This window comes from Pseudomonas sp. G166 (genome assembly GCF_037027455.2).
Lineage (GTDB): Bacteria > Pseudomonadota > Gammaproteobacteria > Pseudomonadales > Pseudomonadaceae > Aquipseudomonas.
Genome location: NZ_CP146985.1, coordinates 3,115,652 through 3,132,890 on the forward strand (window position 1 = coordinate 3,115,652; position 17,239 = coordinate 3,132,890).

A 17,239-nucleotide genomic window follows, 5' to 3' on the forward strand; every position below is an offset into this window, starting at 1 on the left:
TAGCAAGGAAGAATCGACATGACTTCAATGATCGAACACGTCTCGGTAAAGTCCTTGACCGAACTGTTGCAGGCCGCTGGATACCGGGTCAACGAAACCGAGCAGAACGGTATCGTGCAGTTGCTCAGCGCCAGCCAGGGCATCGGGTATGCGGTGCGCTTCGGCAACTTGACGCCGACGGCGGGCGAGTACCTGGACTTCACCTTTAGCTGCGCCTTACGCGTGCAAGGCGAGTTGCCGGCCGGGTTGGCGGAACTGTGGAACGCCTCGCGCCGCTTTGCCCGGTTGTCGCTGCAGGGTGAATTCCTGGTGATGGAAATGGACGTGGTGGTCGCGGCAGGCGTAAGCGCCGATCACTTGCGCAGCCATCTGGAGCTATGGGATCGCCTGTTGCAGGAATTTATTGTCTACCTGCGTGAGTACAGCCAGAACGCGGCGCGGATGCAACCCCCCGCCGAGCCCGTCGAGGTCTCCTTGGAAGAGGCCGTCGCATCGTGAAAAAACCAACCTTCGTCATCAGTGCCGCGGCGCTGGGGCTGATCGCCGTGGCGCTGGTGCTTGGCCTGCGGCCGGGAAGCGATCCGGTCGCCGCGGTACAGACCGTCAGCGTGGTTGCGGCTGACGCGCCAAGCCTGGCGCGGCTGGGCAACCAGCAAGTCAGCCCCGATGAGCTCAAGGCGTTGCTTGCAACCCTGGCCCCTGAGGTTCGCCAGCAAATGCGTGGCAATCGGGCCGCGCTGGAGGGCTGGATCCGGGCGTGGCTGGCGGAAAAAGCCGTGCTGGAGCAAGCCGATGCCCAGGGTTGGCGGCAGCGTCCGGAAGTGGAGCGCCAGACGCAGGCTGCCGTCGAGCAAATTGTCTTTCGCGACTACTTGCAGTCAGTCAGCCAGGTGCCGGCCGAGTATCCCAGTGAGGAAGAGTTGAGGCAGGCTTACGACGCCGGCAAAGCCAACTGGACCGCGCCAGCGTTGTACCGCGTGAGTCAGATTTTCCTGGCGGCGACCGAGCCGCAAACGGTAGAGGCGGTGCGCCGGCAAGCACTGGAACTGAGTAAAAAAGCCCAGTCGTCGCCCGCCGATTTTGCTGCCCTGGCCAGCCGCTTTTCCCAGGATCGCGCCAGTGCCGAGCGTGGTGGCGACAGTGGTTTGCAGCCACTGCAGCAACTGGTTCCGCAAGTGCGTGAGGCGGTGGCTCGGTTGAAAGTCGGAGCGGTATCGGACCCGGTGCAGAGTGCGGCGGGGTTCCATGTGATCAAGCTCACCGAACTGCAACCGGCCCGGGAGGCGACCCTGGACGAAGTCCGCGAACGCCTGACCCAGGCCTTGCGCGCCCAGCGCCAGGAGCAGATCGCCAAGGCCTATCTGGACGGCATGCTCGATACCGCGACCTTGAGCATTGATGGGGCGCAGTTGAGCAAGGTGTTGGAAGAGGTGCTTTAGCCTCGACAATTTTACTTTGTGGAGAGGGGATTTAGCGAAACGTCGTACCCCACCGCTGGGCTGTGGGAGCAAAGCTTGCTCGCGATGCAAGCGCCTTGGTTCCCTGGGCGACCGCGTCATCTTCATCGCGGGCAAGCCTTGCTCCCACAGATAAATCCCCTCACCACAGGGGATATGTTGTAACTGGAAGCGATCGCGCAGCCCCCGCTTATTCGTACAACTGACAGGGAGTCACCAATGTCATTCACCGAGCCCGCAGGACGCCAGGCTGTCACCCCCTATCGCACGCCGTTGCGTGCCCCCGTCTCCTGGCTGGCACTGACCAGCGCTATCGAACCCCAGGTGGCGCAGTGTTTTCTGGTCAGTGCCCGTTGCGGCTGTTTCATGCAAGCGGCCCGCAGCCTCAACGTCAAGGCAACCTGGTTGCGCAAGCAACTGGCACATCTGGAGGCGCGGCTGCAATGCACGCTGTTCAGCTTCGAGGGCAGCGCCTTGACCCTCAGTCGTGAAGGCCGGCAATTACAGGCGCGGTTGATCGCCCAGGCCCATGAAGGCCCGCTGCCATTGACCGATCAACCGCTGATTCGCCTGGCCGTGGCCGAGTCGATCCTGCATGACATCCTGGGCCGTGACCTGATCTCCTTGCTGCGCCGCAATGCCCGCGTGCGGTTGCAGATCATCACCCTGGACAGCGAACTGGCGCTGCAGGCTGTCACTGCCGACCTGGTGCTGTGGTTGAGCGATGCCCATGTCACGGTGCCTGGGCCGAGTTTCTCCACGCTGGCGCCAGAACGGCTGGCGCGCCTGGATTATCTGCCGCACATCGCCAAACGCTATTCAAGATTGGCGACCCGCCCCAGCTGCCTGGACGACCTGAACGACTACATGCTGGTGCAATGGCAGGCGGACCGCCAGGTGGACAATTTCGCGCCGTGGAACGCCTTGCTGGAGCAACGCCGTGCGGGTGTGGTGCAGGTGCAATCCTACGAGCTGATGTTGGAGATGATTCGCTGCAGCGCCTGCATCGGCCTGTTGCCGCAGTACATGCGCCACTTCGACCGAGGTCTGGTCGCCTTGCCGGGACTGTTCGGCCCGCCAATGCAGCGCCACCTGTGGATGGCAGTCAACACCCAGGCCCAAGATTCGCCAGAGGTGCAGATGCTCGTCGAGCTGATTCACCACACACTGGATGAGCGCAGGGAGTGGTTTCAACCCTAGTTGGCATCGCGATAAACCCGAGGGAGCGAGCCTGCTCGCGATGGCGGCATGTCAGTCAACGTTGATATTGCTGGACCACCGCTATCGCGAGCAGGTTCGCTCCCACAAGGGGCGCTGGCAGCCTGGAGGATTGGAGGCTTATAGTGATTGGCCTTGTCATCCCTCCAGGGAGGAGCCGCATGTCCGAGTCATCGATCACCCTCGCACGCTTCACCGAAGCCCATATCACCGGGGTCACTGCGCTCTACAACGATCCGGCGGTAACCCGCCAGGTGCTACAGATGCCTTTCCAGTCCACCGACGTCTGGCGCAAGCGCCTGGCGGTGGATGACGAACGCCTGGTGAAACTGGTGGCGCTGCATCAGGGCGAGGTCATCGGCAATCTCGGGTTGGAGCAGTACTCGCGCATCCGTCGCGCTCATTGCGGCAGTCTGGGCATGGGTGTGGCAGTCGCCTGGCAGGGCAAGGGCGTGGGCTCGATGCTGCTGGCCGCCGCGCTGGACGTGGCGGACAATTGGATGAATCTGCGTCGGGTCGAGTTGACGGTCTACGCGGACAACGAGGCCGCCATTGGACTGTATCGAAAATTCGGCTTCGAAACCGAAGGCCTGATGCGCGACTATGCTGTGCGTGACGGGCGCTGGGTGGATACCCTGGCCATGGCGCGGTTGCGCTGAAGGATCTGCGGTCGGGCGAAGTGGCTTTTACGTACGGCGGCCTCTTGAACCTGTCATCATCGCGTTTCGCAGCAAGCCCTTATTCGAGGAACAGCGCATGGACGATGTACAGCAATTGGGCGAGATGCTTCGTCACTACGCCGACAGTGAGGCGCACAAGAAACAACAGCACCAGGCCCAGGCAACGGTGTGGGCAGAGCAGATCGAGGCGTTGTACGGGCAGATCGAGCGGTGGCTGGCCCCCGTCGTGGCGCCGAACCTCCTGGAGTTGAACCGCGAGGCGTACGTGGCGCATGGGCCGAGTGTTCCTGCTGAAACGTCCCCCTTCAAGACAGAAAAACTGACCGTATCCATTACCGGCAAGCCCGTGGAGTTCGTACCCGATGTAATGGGCGCGGGTGGGCAGATTTCCTTGTCGATCATGGGGCTGACTGCCACGCGTTACGGCAGCATCTCGCTGGTTTGCCAGCCACCTTCGACGCAGTGGCAATGGCGTCGGACCAATGGCCTGAAGGACCCGGACACCTTTACTTTCGACGCAGACTTTCTCGCACAGCAGTTGCAAAGCCTGATACCGCGCGAGCGGGGCTGAAACACTTCCTCTCTCGGGGCAGGCAAAAAACCGTCGATTGGCTATACCTGTAATTCCCGGCCTCTTCTCGTGTGGCTTACAGGAGTGACAGCATGAAATTCACGTCAATGATTGGCACCGTATGCATCGCCTCGCTTGCCCTGGCCGGTTGTTCCAGCAAAGTCACTCAGCCGGATGAATACTCCGGCTTCCTGGGGGACTACAGTCGGCTCAAGGAGGAAAAGTCGCCGTCGGGGGCCGAGGTCATGCGCTGGGTCGATCCCCAGATCGATCCGGGCAAGTACACCAGCATTTACATCGAACCGACACAGCTTTATCCCAAGCCGCAGCCGACTGTCAGGATCCCCCAGGCGACCTTGTCCGGCATCACCGCTTACTACGACCAGGCGCTCATGCGCGAAGCGGGCAAATCCTTGCCCTTGGCAACCGCGCCCGGGCCGGGAGTATTGGTGATGCGCGCAGCCATTACCGCAGTCAGCAGCAAGACCGAAGGCCTGAAACCCTATGAGGTGGTTCCGATTGCGTTGGTGGCGGCCGCCGTCAGCACTGCCAGTGGCATTCGCGACCAGGAAACCACGCTCGGCACCGAAGCGGTATTCCTCGACGGTGGCAGCCATGCAGTGGTCGCCCAGGTGGTGCGCAAGGGTACAGGCAAGCCACTGTCCAACGAGTCCCAGGTGATGAAACCCGATGATGTCAAAGGCGTCATCGATGGCTGGGCGGCTGATTTGCACCAGTCGTTTTTAAAGCTCAAGGCTAAATAGCGCCAACACCGCCAAGCCATGACTTTTTATGTCCAACCATAGGTCGCAGAACCATTTCATGGTTAACTCCGGCCTCCACCATTTTCAAACATGTCAGAAGGAATTCATTCATGGCTCAAGTCACTCTCAAAGGCAACCCGGTTCAAGTCAACGGCCAGTTGCCGCAAGCCGGTTCCAAGGCACCAGCCTTTTCCCTGGTGGCTGGTAATCTGTCCGACGTCACCCTGGCGAGCTTTGCCGGCAAGCGCAAAGTGCTGAACATCTTCCCTAGCGTCGACACCCCGACCTGCGCCACCTCCGTGCGCAAGTTCAACGCTCAGGCCAATGATCTGAATAACACGGTGGTGCTGTGCATCTCCGCCGACCTGCCATTCGCCCAGGCGCGTTTCTGTGGTGCCGAAGGCCTGGAAAACGTCCAGAACCTGTCCACCCTGCGCGGTCGTGAGTTCATCGAAAACTACGGTGTGGCTATCGCCGACGGCCCGCTGAAAGGCCTGACCGCCCGTGCCGTGGTCGTGCTGGATGAAAACGACACCGTGCTGCACAGCGAGCTGGTCAAGGAAATCGGTGAGGAGCCGAACTACGACGCTGCGATCGCCGTGCTTAAGTAACGTATTTATTACAATTATTAACGGCCTGGTCATGTCCAGGCCGTTTTCATTTGTGTTTCAAGGCCTTAGCCGACTATGCGACGCGTAAGCCAAAGGTAAATTGCCGGTAAAGGCGCTTTGCTAAATACCCGCCAGTGCTTATCGTTCAGCCTCCCGTAAAAGAAGCCCACGCGCCCAATGGTTGATCACTCCATGCAATCCTCTGTTTCCCGTCATTCCCGTCGCTGGCTGTTCGGCCTGCTTGTCATACTGGTCGTCGCGTTGCTGGCCTGGAAATTCTGGCCCGCCGGTCCGGACCAAAAAAACGGGGCAGGGCAGAAGGCTGCGGCTGGACACATGGGGCGCTCCGGGGGCATGCGGCCCGGGTTTGGCGGGGCAACGGGGCCGATCCCGGTGCGGGTGGCCCCAGCGGTCACCGGGGACTTCCCGCTGTATTACAAGGCGTTGGGCACTGTCACGGCCCTCAATACGATCAATGTGCGCAGCCGAGTGGGCGGTGAGCTGGTCAAGGTTGCTTTCGAAGAAGGGCAAATGGTCAAGGCCGGGGACCTGCTGGTCGAAATCGACCCGCGTCCGTACCAGAACGCCTTGCTCCAGGCCGAAGGCACGCTGCTGCAGAACCAGGCCCAATTGAAGAATGCCCAGGTGGACCTTGAGCGTTATCGCGGCCTGTATGCCGAGGACAGCATTGCCAAGCAGACCCTCGACACCGCCGCTGCGCTGGTGGGCCAGTACCAGGGCACGGTCAAGACCAACCAGGCGGCGGTCAACGATGCCAAGCTCAACCTGGAGTTCACCAAGATCCGCGCGCCGATCTCCGGCCGGGTCGGTCTGCGGCAACTGGACGTCGGCAACCTGGTGGCAGCCAACGACACCACGGCCCTGGCGGTCATCACCCAGACCCAACCCATCAGCGTCGTCTTCACCCTGCCGGAAAACAGCCTGGACACGGTGCTGGCTCGCTACCGCAGCGGGGCGAAACTGCCGGTCGAAGCCTGGGACCGTGGCGATGTGAAACTCCAGGCCAGTGGTGTACTGCAAAGCCTGGACAACCAGATTGATGTCACCACCGGCACCCTGAAATTCAAGGCCCGCTACGAGAACCGCGACCAGTCGCTGTTCCCCAACCAGTTCGTCAACGTACGCCTGTTGGCCGACACTCTCAAAGGCGTGGTCCTGGCGCCGACCGCCGCCATTCAGTTCGGCACCAACGGCACCTTCGTCTATGCCTTGGAGGGTGACAAAAAGGTCACCATCAGAAAGCTGAAGATTGGCGCCAGCGACGGTGAGCACACGGTGGTGACTGAAGGCCTGGCGGCAGGCGACCGGGTCGTGCTTGAAGGCACCGACCGCTTGAAAGAGGGTAGCGAAGTGGAAGTGGTCAACGACAGCCAGGACGTGCCCACCACGCCGACCGAGCACCTGCAAGGCAAAACCGCAGCGACCCCGACTGAACCGGCGGCCGCCGACAAGGCGAAAAAGGGCGGCGCATGAATCTCTCGCGGCTGTTCATCCTTCGTCCGGTCGCCACGACCCTGAGCATGCTGGCGATCGTCCTGGCTGGCCTGATCGCCTATCGACTGCTGCCGGTATCGGCATTGCCCCAGGTCGATTACCCGACCATTCGTGTGATGACCCTGTACCCGGGCGCCAGCCCCGATGTGATGACCAGCGCGGTGACCGCTCCCCTGGAACGCCAATTCGGGCAGATGCCGGGCCTGACGCAGATGGCGTCCACCAGTTCCGGCGGCGCGTCGGTGATTACCCTGCGCTTCAACCTCGACATCAACATGGACGTTGCCGAGCAGCAGGTGCAGGCGGCAATCAACGCGGCCACCAATCTGTTGCCCAAGGACCTGCCAGCGCCGCCGGTGTACAACAAGGTCAACCCGGCCGATACCCCGGTGCTGACCCTGGCAATTACCTCCAAGACCATGCTGTTGCCCAAGCTCAATGACTTGGTGGACACCCGTATGGCGCAGAAAATCGCCCAGATCAGCGGGGTCGGCATGGTCACCATCGCCGGTGGCCAGCGCCAGGCCGTGCGGATCAAGGTCAACCCCGAGGCCCTGGCGGCCAACGGGCTGAACCTGGCGGATGTGCGCACCCTGATCGGTGCGTCCAACGTCAACCAGCCCAAGGGCAACTTCGACGGCCCGACCCGGGTCTCGATGCTCGACGCCAACGACCAGTTGACCTCGCCCAAAGACTACGCCGAACTGATCCTGGCCTACGCCAACGGTGCGCCGTTGCGGCTCAAGGACGTGGCGCAGATCGTCGACGGCGCCGAAAACGAACGCCTCGCCGCCTGGGCCAATGAAAACCAGGCCGTGCTGCTGAATATCCAGCGCCAGCCGGGGGCCAACGTCATCGAAGTGGTGGACCGGATCAAGGCCCTGCTGCCGAGCATCACCGACAACCTGCCGGCCGGCCTGGACGTCACCGTGCTCACCGACCGCACCCAGACCATCCGCGCCTCGGTCACCGACGTGCAGCATGAATTGCTGATCGCCATCGTCCTGGTGGTCATGGTGACGTTCCTATTCCTGCGCCGCGTCAGCGCTACCATCATCCCGTCGGTGGCCGTGCCGCTGTCCTTGATCGGCACGTTTGGGGTGATGTACCTGGCCGGATTCTCCATCAACAACCTGACGCTGATGGCCCTGACCATCGCCACCGGTTTCGTGGTGGACGATGCCATTGTCATGCTGGAGAACATCGCCCGGTTCATCGAGGAGGGCGACAGCCCGTTGCAGGCCGCGCTCAAGGGCGCGAAGCAGATCGGTTTCACGCTGATTTCCCTGACGCTGTCGCTGATCGCGGTGCTGATCCCGCTGCTGTTCATGGCCGACGTGGTCGGGCGGCTGTTCCGCGAGTTCGCCATCACGCTTGCGGTGGCGATCCTGATTTCCCTGGTGGTATCCCTGACCCTGACACCAATGATGTGCGCGCGGTTGCTCAAGCGTGAGCCCAAGGAAGCGGAGCAGGGCCGTTTCTACCGTGCCAGCGGTGCCTGGATCGACTGGCTGATCGCCGCCTACGGGCGCAAGCTGCAGTGGGTGCTCAAGCATCAGCCGTTGACCCTGCTGGTGGCGGTGGGCAGCCTGGTGCTGACGGTGGTGCTGTACCTGGCCGTGCCCAAGGGCTTTTTTCCGGTGCAGGACACCGGGGTGATCCAGGGCATTTCCGAGGCGCCGCAATCGATTTCCTTCGCGGCCATGAGCGAGCGTCAGCAGGAACTGGCCAAGGTGATCCTCGCCGACCCGGCGGTGGAGAGTCTGTCTTCCTATATCGGCGTGGATGGCGACAACGCCACGCTCAACAGCGGCCGGCTGCTGATCAATCTCAAGCCCCACAGCGAACGGGATGACAGTGCCAGCGAGATCATTGCCCGCTTGCAACCGCAATTGGATCGTCTGGTGGGCATCCGCCTGTTCATGCAGCCGGTGCAGGACCTGACCATTGAAGATCGGGTCAGCCGTACCCAGTACCAGTTTAGTCTGTCGTCGCCAGACGCCGAGTTGCTCAGCCTCTGGAGCGGTCGTCTGGTCGAGGCCCTGGGCCGCCAGCCGGAGCTGACCGATGTCGCCAGCGACCTGCAGGACAAAGGCCTGCAGGTTTACCTGGTGATAGACCGTGATGCCGCCTCACGCCTGGGCGTGTCGGTGTCGAACATCACCGATGCGCTGTATGACGCGTTCGGCCAGCGGCAGATTTCCACCATCTACACCCAGGCCAGCCAGTACCGCGTGGTGTTGCAAGCACAGGCCGGGGAGCGGATCGGGCCGCAGGCGCTGGATCAGATTCACGTCAAGACCACCGATGGCGGCCAGGTGCGGCTGTCGAGCCTGGCGCGCGTCGAGGAGCGCCAGGCGCAACTGGCGATTGCCCATATCGGCCAGTTTCCGGCGGTGATGATGTCGTTCAACCTAGCCCCGGGCGTAGCCCTCGGGCATGCGGTGGATGTAATCGAGAAGGTCCAGCAGGACATCGGCATGCCGGTAGGCGTGCAGACCGAGTTCCAGGGGGCGGCCCAGGCGTTCCAGGCATCGCTGTCGAGCACCTTGCTGCTGATCCTGGCGGCGGTGGTGACCATGTACATCGTCCTGGGCGTGCTCTACGAGAGCTACATCCACCCGATCACCATCCTCTCGACCTTGCCCTCGGCAGCCATCGGCGCCTTGCTGGCGTTGATCATCAGTGGCAACGATTTGGGCATGATCGCGATCATCGGCATCATCTTGCTGATCGGCATCGTCAAGAAGAACGCGATCATGATGATCGACTTTGCCCTCGACGCCGAACGCAATCAGGGCATGGACCCGCAAACGGCGATCTACCAGGCCGCGCTGCTGCGCTTCCGGCCGATCCTGATGACCACCCTGGCGGCGTTGTTCGGCGCGGTGCCGCTGATGTTTGCCACCGGTTCCGGTGCCGAATTGCGGCAACCCCTGGGATTGGTGATGGTGGGCGGGTTGCTGGTGAGCCAGGTACTGACGTTGTTCACCACGCCGGTGATCTACCTGTATTTCGACCGTTTGGGGCGGCGGTTTGCCAGGCCTGATGGGAAAGAGGTGCGGGTATGACGGCGACGCCCGGAATGCTGGAGCATCTGCGACGAGGGGGCGGTTCTCGCTCATGGCCTGAAATCTGGGGCGGCTTCTGATGAACTTGTCCGGTCCCTTCATCCGCCGCCCCGTAGCGACCATGCTCCTGAGCTTTGCCATCATGCTGCTCGGTGGCGTGTGCTTCGGCCTGTTGCCGGTTTCACCGCTACCGCAGATGGATTTCCCGGTGATCGTGGTCCAGGCCAACTTGCCCGGGGCCAGCCCCGAGGTGATGGCCTCCACCGTGGCCACCCCGCTGGAGCGCTCCTTCGGCGCCATCGCCGGGGTCAACACCATGAGCAGCCGTTCCAGCCAGGGCTCTACCCGGGTGATCCTGCAATTTGACCTGGACCGCGATATCAACGGTGCCGCCCGGGAGGTGCAGGCGGCGATCAACGCCTCGCGCAATCTACTGCCCAGCGGCATGCGCAGTATGCCGACCTATAAGAAGGTCAACCCGTCCCAGGCGCCGATCATGGTGCTGTCGCTGACCTCGGATGTGTTGGAGAAGGGCCAACTCTACGACCTGGCCTCCACCATCCTGTCCCAGAGCCTTTCCCAAGTTTCGGGCGTCGGCGAAGTGCAGATCGGCGGCAGCTCGCTGCCAGCGGTACGCATCGAGCTGGAGCCACAGTTGCTCAATCAGTATGGCGTGGCTCTGGACGATGTGCGCACCGCCATTGCCGACAGCAACGTGCGTCGGCCCAAGGGTTCGGTGGAGGACGATCGGCGCATGTGGCAGGTCCAGGCCAATGACCAGTTGGAGAAGGCCAAGGACTACGAAACGCTGATCATCCGCTATCAGGACGGTTCGGTGCTGCGGCTCAGGGATGTGGCAAAAGTCACCGACAGCGTCGAGGACCGCTATAACAGCGGCTTCTTCAACAACGATGCCGCCGTGCTGCTGGTGATCAACCGTCAGGCGGGCGCCAACATCATCGAGACAGTCAACGAGATCAAGGCCCAGCTGCCGGCGTTGCAGGCCGTGCTGCCGGCCAGCGTCAAGTTGAACCTGGCCATGGACCGTTCGCCGGTGATCAAGGCCACCCTGCATGAGGCGGAGATGACCCTGCTGATCGCCGTGGCCCTGGTGGTGCTGGTGGTATTCCTGTTTCTCGGCAATTTCCGCGCCTCGCTGATCCCCACCTTGGCGGTGCCGGTGTCGCTGGTGGGCACATTCGCGGTGATGTACCTCTACGGCTTTTCCTTGAACAACCTGTCATTGATGGCGCTGATCCTTGCCACCGGGTTGGTGGTGGACGATGCCATCGTGGTCCTGGAGAACATTTCCCGGCACATCGACGAAGGCGTGCCGCCGATGAAGGCCGCCTACCTGGGGGCCGAAGAAGTCGGCTTTACGTTGTTGTCGATGAACGTCTCGCTGGTGGCGGTGTTCCTGTCGATCCTGTTCATGGGTGGGATCATCGAAAGTCTGTTCCGCGAATTTTCCATCACCCTGGCAGCGTGCATCGTGGTCTCGCTGGTGGTGTCGCTGACCCTGACACCGATGCTCTGTGCCCGCTGGCTCAAGCCTCATGTGCCCGGGCAGGAGAACCGCTTGCAGCGCTGGAGCCACCGGCTCAATGAGCGGATGGTCCGCGGTTATGCCACCAGCCTGGACTGGGTGCTGCGTCATCGGCGCCTGACCTTGTTGAGCCTGCTGGTGACCATCGGCGTGAATATCGCGTTGTACGTAGTGGTGCCGAAAACCTTCATGCCGCAGCAGGACACCGGTCAACTGATCGGTTTCGTACGTGGCGACGATGGGCTGTCGTTCAACGTGATGCAGCCGAAAATGGAAATCTTCCGTCGCGCCGTGCTCAAGGACGAGGCGGTGCAAAGCGTCGCGGGTTTCATTGGTGGCAACAACGGCACCAACAACGCCTTCATGCTGGTGCGCCTCAAGCCGATCAAGGAGCGTAATATTTCTGCACAAAAGGTCATCGAGCGCCTGCGTAAAGAAATGCCCAAGGTCCCCGGCGCTCAGTTGATGTTGATGGCCGACCAGGACCTGCAGTTTGGCGGCGGGCGCGAGCAGACCACTTCGCAATATTCCTACATCCTGCAGAGCGCTGACCTGGCCTCCCTGCGCATGTGGTATCCCAAGGTGGTGGCGGCCTTTCGCGCCTTGCCGGAACTGACCGCCATCGACGCCCGTGACGGCGGCGGCGCTCAGCAGGTGACGCTGGTGGTGGACCGCGACCAGGCCAAGCGCCTGGGTATCGACATGGACATGGTCACCGCCGTGTTGAACAACGCCTACAGCCAGCGGCAGATTTCCACCATCTACGACAGCCTCAACCAGTATCAGGTGGTGATGGAGGTCAATCCCAAGTACGCCCAGGACCCCAAGACCCTCGAGCAGGTCCAGGTGATTACCGCTGACGGGGCGCGGGTGCCGTTGTCGGCCATTGCCCACTATGAAAACAGCCTGGAGGACGACCGGGTCAGCCATGAAGGCCAGTTCGCGTCCGAGGGCATCTCGTTCGACATGGCCGAAGGCGTGACGGTGGAGCAAGGCACCGCCGCCATTGAACGAGCCATCACCAGGCTCGGTTTGCCCGAGGATGTCATTGCGAAAATGGCCGGTACCGCCGACGCCTTCGCCGCCACCCAGAAGAGCCAGCCGTTCATGATCCTCGGGGCGTTGCTGGCGGTGTACCTGGTGCTGGGCGTGCTATACGAAAGCTACATTCATCCATTGACCATCCTGTCTACCTTGCCATCGGCTGGGGTCGGCGCGTTGCTGTCGATCTACGCGCTGGGCGGCGAGTTCAGCCTGATCTCGCTGTTGGGGTTGTTCCTGCTGATCGGTGTGGTGAAGAAAAACGCGATTCTGATGATCGACCTGGCGCTGCAGTTGGAACGCGCAGGGCAGGCGCCGCTGGAGTCGATCCGCAGTGCCTGCCTGTTGCGCTTGCGACCGATCCTGATGACCACGCTGGCGGCGATCCTCGGTGCCTTGCCGCTGCTGCTCGGTGCCGCCGAAGGCTCGGAAATGCGCCAGCCGCTGGGCCTGACCATCATCGGTGGGCTGGTGTTCAGCCAGGTCCTGACCCTCTACACCACCCCGGTGGTTTACCTTTATCTCGATAGCCTGCGCCATCGTTTCAATCGCTGGCGCGGCGTGCGCACTGATGCTGCCCTGGAAACTCCGCTATGACCGACCGTTCGCTTTTCAACCTTGGCGCTGCACTGGTGACCGCCCGTGGCTCGCGGGTGTTGAGCCTGACCCTGTGCGTGGCGATGCTCAGTGCCTGCGCCATCGGCCCGGATTACCAGCGCCCGCCGGCCGCCGCCCCGGCGCAGTACAAGGAGGCCCAGGGCTGGCGCCAGGCCAACCCTAGCGATGCTTTGGCCCGTGGCGCCTGGTGGGAGCTGTACGGCGACGCACAACTCAATGGCCTGGTGGAGAAGCTCAACACCTCCAACCAGACCGTCGCCCAGGCCGAAGCCCAGTACCGTCAGGCCCGGGCGCTGGTGCGCAGTGCCCGTGGCGCATTTTTTCCGACCGTCGACCTGACCGTGGGCAAGACCCGCTCCAGCCAGGGCACCGGTAGCAGCAGTTCGAGCCTGAGCAGTTCCTCCAGCGGCATTCGTGACACCTACAGTGCCCAGGCCGGTGTCAGTTGGGAGGCGGACGTGTGGGGCAAGCTGCGCCGGACCCTGGAGGCCGATGAAGCCAGCGCACAGGCGAGTTTCGCTGACCTGGCCGCGATGCGCCTGAGCCAGCAATCGGAGTTGGTGCAGAACTACCTGCAATTGCGGGTGATCGATGAACAAAAACGTCTGCTGCAGACCACTGTCGACAATTATCAGCGCTCGCTGAAGATGACCGAAAACCAGTACCGCGCCGGGGTATCCGGCAAGGACGCGGTGGCCCAGGCGCAGAACCAACTCAAGACCACCCAGGGCGACCTGATCGACCTGATCTGGCAGCGGGCCCAGTTCGAAAACGCCATCGCGGTGCTGATGGGCCAGCCACCCGCCGAGTTCAACCTGGCCGAAACCCAAGACATCCCGGCGCTGCCGCAAATCCCGGTGGCGCTGCCGTCGCAGCTGCTCGAACGCCGGCCGGACATCGCCTCGGCCGAGCGCTCGGTGATGGCCGCCAATGCCAACATCGGCGTGGCCAAGGCCGCCGATTACCCTGACCTGACCCTGAGCCTGAGCGGCGGCTACAGCAGCAGTACCTACGATAACTGGGTCAGCGTGCCGAACCGTTTCTGGTCGGTGGGACCGCAACTGGCAATGACGCTATTCGACGGCGGCCAACGTTCTGCGGAAGTCGAGCGCACCGTCGCCGCCTACGACCAGACCGTCGCCACCTATCGCCAGACCGTGCTCGACGGTTTTCGCGAGGTGGAAAACTACATGATCCAGCTCAAGGTGCTGGAGGATGAAGCCCGCGTGCGCCAGGAAGCCCTCGATGCCGCCCGCGAGTCCCTGCGCCTGACCCAGAACCAGTACAAGGCCGGGCTGATTGCCTACCTCGATGTGGTGACGGTACAGGCCACGGCCTTGAGTAATGAACGCAGCGTGCTGAGCCTGCAACAGAGTCGGCTGATTGCCAGCGTGCAGTTGATCGCTGCGCTGGGTGGTGGATGGGATGGGCAGATGCAGGTGAACGAATAATCGCGAGGAACCAGGGCGCTGCAAAAACCTGTGGGAGCTAGCTAGCTAGCTTGCTCGCGATAGCGTCTAGTCAGCCGACATCTGTATTGACTGGTTCACCGCTATCGCGAGCAAGCTCGCTCCCACAAGGGCTCCTGTAATACCTAGGCAGTCCCGCTTTTGGCCGATGCGCTGTCTACGACCTGTCGCGCTGGCTTGTTATAGTTCAGGCCTCTTTTCAACCGGTAAAGGATCACTGCCATGTCGCAATACCAAGCGTTCAACGTCGAACTTGCAGACAATATCGCCCATGTGCAGATCAATCGCCCGGAAAAGATCAACTCGATGAATGCCGCGTTCTGGAGCGAGATCATCGAGATTTTCCAATGGGTCGACGACACCGACGAAGCACGGGTGGTGGTGCTCAGCGGAGCCGGCAAGCATTTTTCCTCAGGGATAGACCTGATGATGCTGGCCGGCGTGGCCAATGAGCTGGGCAAGGATGTGGGGCGCAATGCGCGCTTGCTGCGGCGCAAGATCCTGCAACTGCAAGCCTCGTTCAATGCCGTGGACAACTGCCGCAAGCCGGTGCTCGCAGCGGTCCAGGGCTACTGCCTGGGCGGCGCCATTGATCTGATTGCCGCCTGCGACATGCGTTACGCCGCCGACGACGCCCAGTTCTCCATCAAGGAAATCGACATCGGCATGGCCGCTGACGTTGGCACCTTGCAACGCTTGCCGCGGATCATCGGGGACGGCATGCTGCGTGAACTCGCTTATACGGGGCGCACCTTCGGTGCCGACGAAGCGCGCAGTATCGGCCTGGTCAATCGCGTCTACAGCGATGCCTCCAGCCTGCTCGACGGGGTGATGGGCATCGCCCGGGAAATCGCCGCCAAGTCGCCGATTGCCGTGACCGGTACCAAGGAAATGATCAGCTACATGCGCGACCACCGCATCGACGACGGCCTGGAGTACGTCGCGACCTGGAACGCCGCCATGCTGCAATCGACCGACCTGCGCGTGGCCATGGCCGCCCATATGAGTAAACAGAAACCCGAATTTCTGGATTGAATGATCATGATTTCACGCTGGACCACCGCAGTACTCGATACCGACCTTCCCGGCGGCTGGGCCGTGGCCCGTAGCCCGGAAGGTTTTCTGTTCGATGACAACGGCGCGCTGTTCCCCCGCGACTGGCTCAAGCGCCAGGACCTGTCGATCCTTGCCGAACACGGCATCGGCCATTTGGATGGCGAGCCGGTCTACCTGCTGGAATTGCACAGCCCGCTGGACATCCCCGGCTGCAACTGGAAAGGCCTGCGGGCCTTCATGCTCGAGGATGACCACACGCTGTACAAAGTGCTGGGCTACGCGGCGCAGATCGGCACCTGGGCCCGGGAACACCGTTTCTGTGGCAGTTGCGGCAAGCGTATGGGGCAGATTCCGCTGGAACGGGCGATGTATTGCGATGTGTGTGATCTGCGGCATTACCCACGGATCTCACCGAGCATGATCGTGTTGATTACCCGCGGCGATGAAGTCCTGCTGGCCCGTTCGCCGCGTTTCGTCCCAGGCGTCTACAGCACCCTGGCCGGGTTTGCCGAACCGGGCGAGTCGGCCGAGGATTGCCTGATTCGCGAGGTGCGCGAGGAGGTCAGCATCGAGGTGAAGAACATCCAGTACATGGGCAGCCAGTGCTGGCCGTTCCCTCATTCGATGATGCTGGGCTTCCACGCCGAATACGCCAGTGGCGACATCGTGCCCCAGGAGGATGAAATCGAGGACGCCCAGTGGTTCAACGTCCACGACCTGCCACCATTGCCGGCCTCGCGTTCCATCGCTCGCTACCTGATCGACTGCTACGTGGCGCAGCGTCTAGGCCATGCTGAACCAGTGTTGCCAGGCTAGGCGCACGGTCAAGGCCAGTACTACGGTGATGAACACCGGTCGGATGAACTTCGCGCCGCCGCTGATGGCGGTGCGAGCCCCGAAGAACGCACCGACCATCACCGACAGGCCCATGCTCAGGCCGATGATCCAATCCACCTGTCCCGAGAAGATGAACACCGACAGCGCCGCGATGTTGCTGACGAAGTTCATGCTGCGGGCTACGCCGCTGGCCTTGACCAAATCGATGGGGTAGAGCAGCAGGCTGCTGACGGTCCAGAACGCACCCGTGCCCGGACCGGCCACGCCGTCATAGAAACCCAGGCTGAAGCCCTGGGGCGATTGCCACGTTTTCTTGATCGGCGCGTTGCTGTCCAGCGGCGCCTTGGGCGTGCCGCCAAACAACAGGTACAGGCCGCAGGCGAAGACGATCACCGGCAACATCTTGTTCAGCCATTCGGCAGGTAGGTAATGGGCGACGATGGCACCGGTCAAGGCACCCACCAGCGTGCCAACGAGTGCGTGGGTCCATTGCCGGGGATGGAACAGCTTGCGCTTATAGAAGGTGAAACTGGCCGTGGCCGAACCGAAGGTCGAGCTGAGCTTGTTGGTGCCCAGCACCAGATGTGGCGGCAGGCCGGCGGTCAATAACGCTGGCGTGGTCAACAGGCCACCGCCACCGGCGATGGCATCGATGAAACCGGCAATGAACGCGACAATAATAAGGACAACGAGGGTAATAAGGTCAACGCTGAGTTCGAAAGGCATGGAATGGCTTATTCGGCAGGTCGCAGAAGGGCTGCGGGGAAGGCCGGTATGTTACCCAT

Annotated in this window: 14 protein-coding genes; 13 read left to right on the top strand and 1 reads right to left on the bottom strand. The window is 62.1% G+C overall.

Annotated elements, in window-relative coordinates:
* The first annotated feature begins 12 nt into the window (after window positions 1-12).
* The 13 genes from SGN16_RS13535 (at window position 13) to nudC (ending at window position 16,433) form a co-directional block, all read left to right on the top strand.
* Complete coding sequence (locus tag SGN16_RS13535; RefSeq protein WP_210645258.1) at window positions 13-498, top strand: YbjN domain-containing protein; 486 nt, start codon at window positions 13-15, stop codon at window positions 496-498.
* On the top strand, window positions 495-1,439 hold the full coding sequence (locus tag SGN16_RS13540; RefSeq protein ID WP_335944688.1) for a peptidylprolyl isomerase: 945 nt from the start codon (window positions 495-497) through the stop codon (window positions 1,437-1,439). Before SGN16_RS13535 ends, SGN16_RS13540 begins: the two co-directional genes overlap by 4 nt.
* Before the next feature lie 237 nt (window positions 1,440-1,676).
* Window positions 1,677-2,657, top strand: a complete 981-nt coding sequence (locus SGN16_RS13545; RefSeq protein ID WP_210644800.1) for a LysR family transcriptional regulator — start codon at window positions 1,677-1,679, stop codon at window positions 2,655-2,657.
* A gap of 179 nt (window positions 2,658-2,836) precedes the next feature.
* The gene (locus SGN16_RS13550; RefSeq protein WP_210644802.1) at window positions 2,837-3,334 is read left to right on the top strand and encodes a GNAT family N-acetyltransferase; all 498 of its coding nucleotides are present in this window, start codon (window positions 2,837-2,839) and stop codon (window positions 3,332-3,334) included.
* 97 nt (window positions 3,335-3,431) lie between these two features.
* On the top strand, window positions 3,432-3,926 hold the full coding sequence (locus SGN16_RS13555; protein WP_335944689.1) for a hypothetical protein: 495 nt from the start codon (window positions 3,432-3,434) through the stop codon (window positions 3,924-3,926).
* Between the two features lie 92 nt (window positions 3,927-4,018).
* The gene (locus SGN16_RS13560; RefSeq protein WP_335944690.1) at window positions 4,019-4,690 is read left to right on the top strand and encodes a DUF3313 domain-containing protein; all 672 of its coding nucleotides are present in this window, start codon (window positions 4,019-4,021) and stop codon (window positions 4,688-4,690) included.
* A gap of 110 nt (window positions 4,691-4,800) precedes the next feature.
* Entirely contained in the window at window positions 4,801-5,301 is a 501-nt protein-coding gene (tpx, locus tag SGN16_RS13565) for a thiol peroxidase (RefSeq protein ID WP_210644808.1), read from the top strand.
* A gap of 177 nt (window positions 5,302-5,478) precedes the next feature.
* Window positions 5,479-6,795 carry an MdtA/MuxA family multidrug efflux RND transporter periplasmic adaptor subunit gene (locus tag SGN16_RS13570; RefSeq protein WP_210644810.1) on the top strand — a complete coding sequence of 439 codons (1,317 nt, stop codon included), beginning with the start codon at window positions 5,479-5,481 and terminating at the stop codon, window positions 6,793-6,795.
* The gene (locus tag SGN16_RS13575) at window positions 6,792-9,887 is read left to right on the top strand and encodes an MdtB/MuxB family multidrug efflux RND transporter permease subunit (RefSeq protein WP_210644812.1); all 3,096 of its coding nucleotides are present in this window, start codon (window positions 6,792-6,794) and stop codon (window positions 9,885-9,887) included. The genes SGN16_RS13570 and SGN16_RS13575 overlap by 4 nt, the downstream gene beginning before the upstream one ends.
* 79 nt (window positions 9,888-9,966) lie before the next feature.
* On the top strand, window positions 9,967-13,071 hold the full coding sequence (locus SGN16_RS13580; RefSeq protein ID WP_210644814.1) for an efflux RND transporter permease subunit: 3,105 nt from the start codon (window positions 9,967-9,969) through the stop codon (window positions 13,069-13,071).
* Entirely contained in the window at window positions 13,068-14,543 is a 1,476-nt protein-coding gene (locus SGN16_RS13585; RefSeq protein WP_335944691.1) for an efflux transporter outer membrane subunit, read from the top strand. Before SGN16_RS13580 ends, SGN16_RS13585 begins: the two co-directional genes overlap by 4 nt.
* A gap of 240 nt (window positions 14,544-14,783) precedes the next feature.
* On the top strand, window positions 14,784-15,596 hold the full coding sequence (locus tag SGN16_RS13590; protein WP_335944692.1) for a crotonase/enoyl-CoA hydratase family protein: 813 nt from the start codon (window positions 14,784-14,786) through the stop codon (window positions 15,594-15,596).
* A gap of 6 nt (window positions 15,597-15,602) precedes the next feature.
* Window positions 15,603-16,433 (top strand): NAD(+) diphosphatase, encoded by an 831-nt coding sequence (gene nudC / locus SGN16_RS13595; RefSeq protein ID WP_210644820.1) that lies wholly within the window; start codon window positions 15,603-15,605, stop codon window positions 16,431-16,433.
* Here the strand turns inward: nudC and SGN16_RS13600 are convergent.
* The gene (locus SGN16_RS13600) at window positions 16,401-17,180 is read right to left on the bottom strand and encodes a TSUP family transporter (protein ID WP_210644822.1); all 780 of its coding nucleotides are present in this window, start codon (window positions 17,178-17,180) and stop codon (window positions 16,401-16,403) included. The two genes, nudC and SGN16_RS13600, sit on opposite strands and share 33 nt — an antisense overlap.
* Window positions 17,181-17,239: the final 59 nt, after the last annotated feature.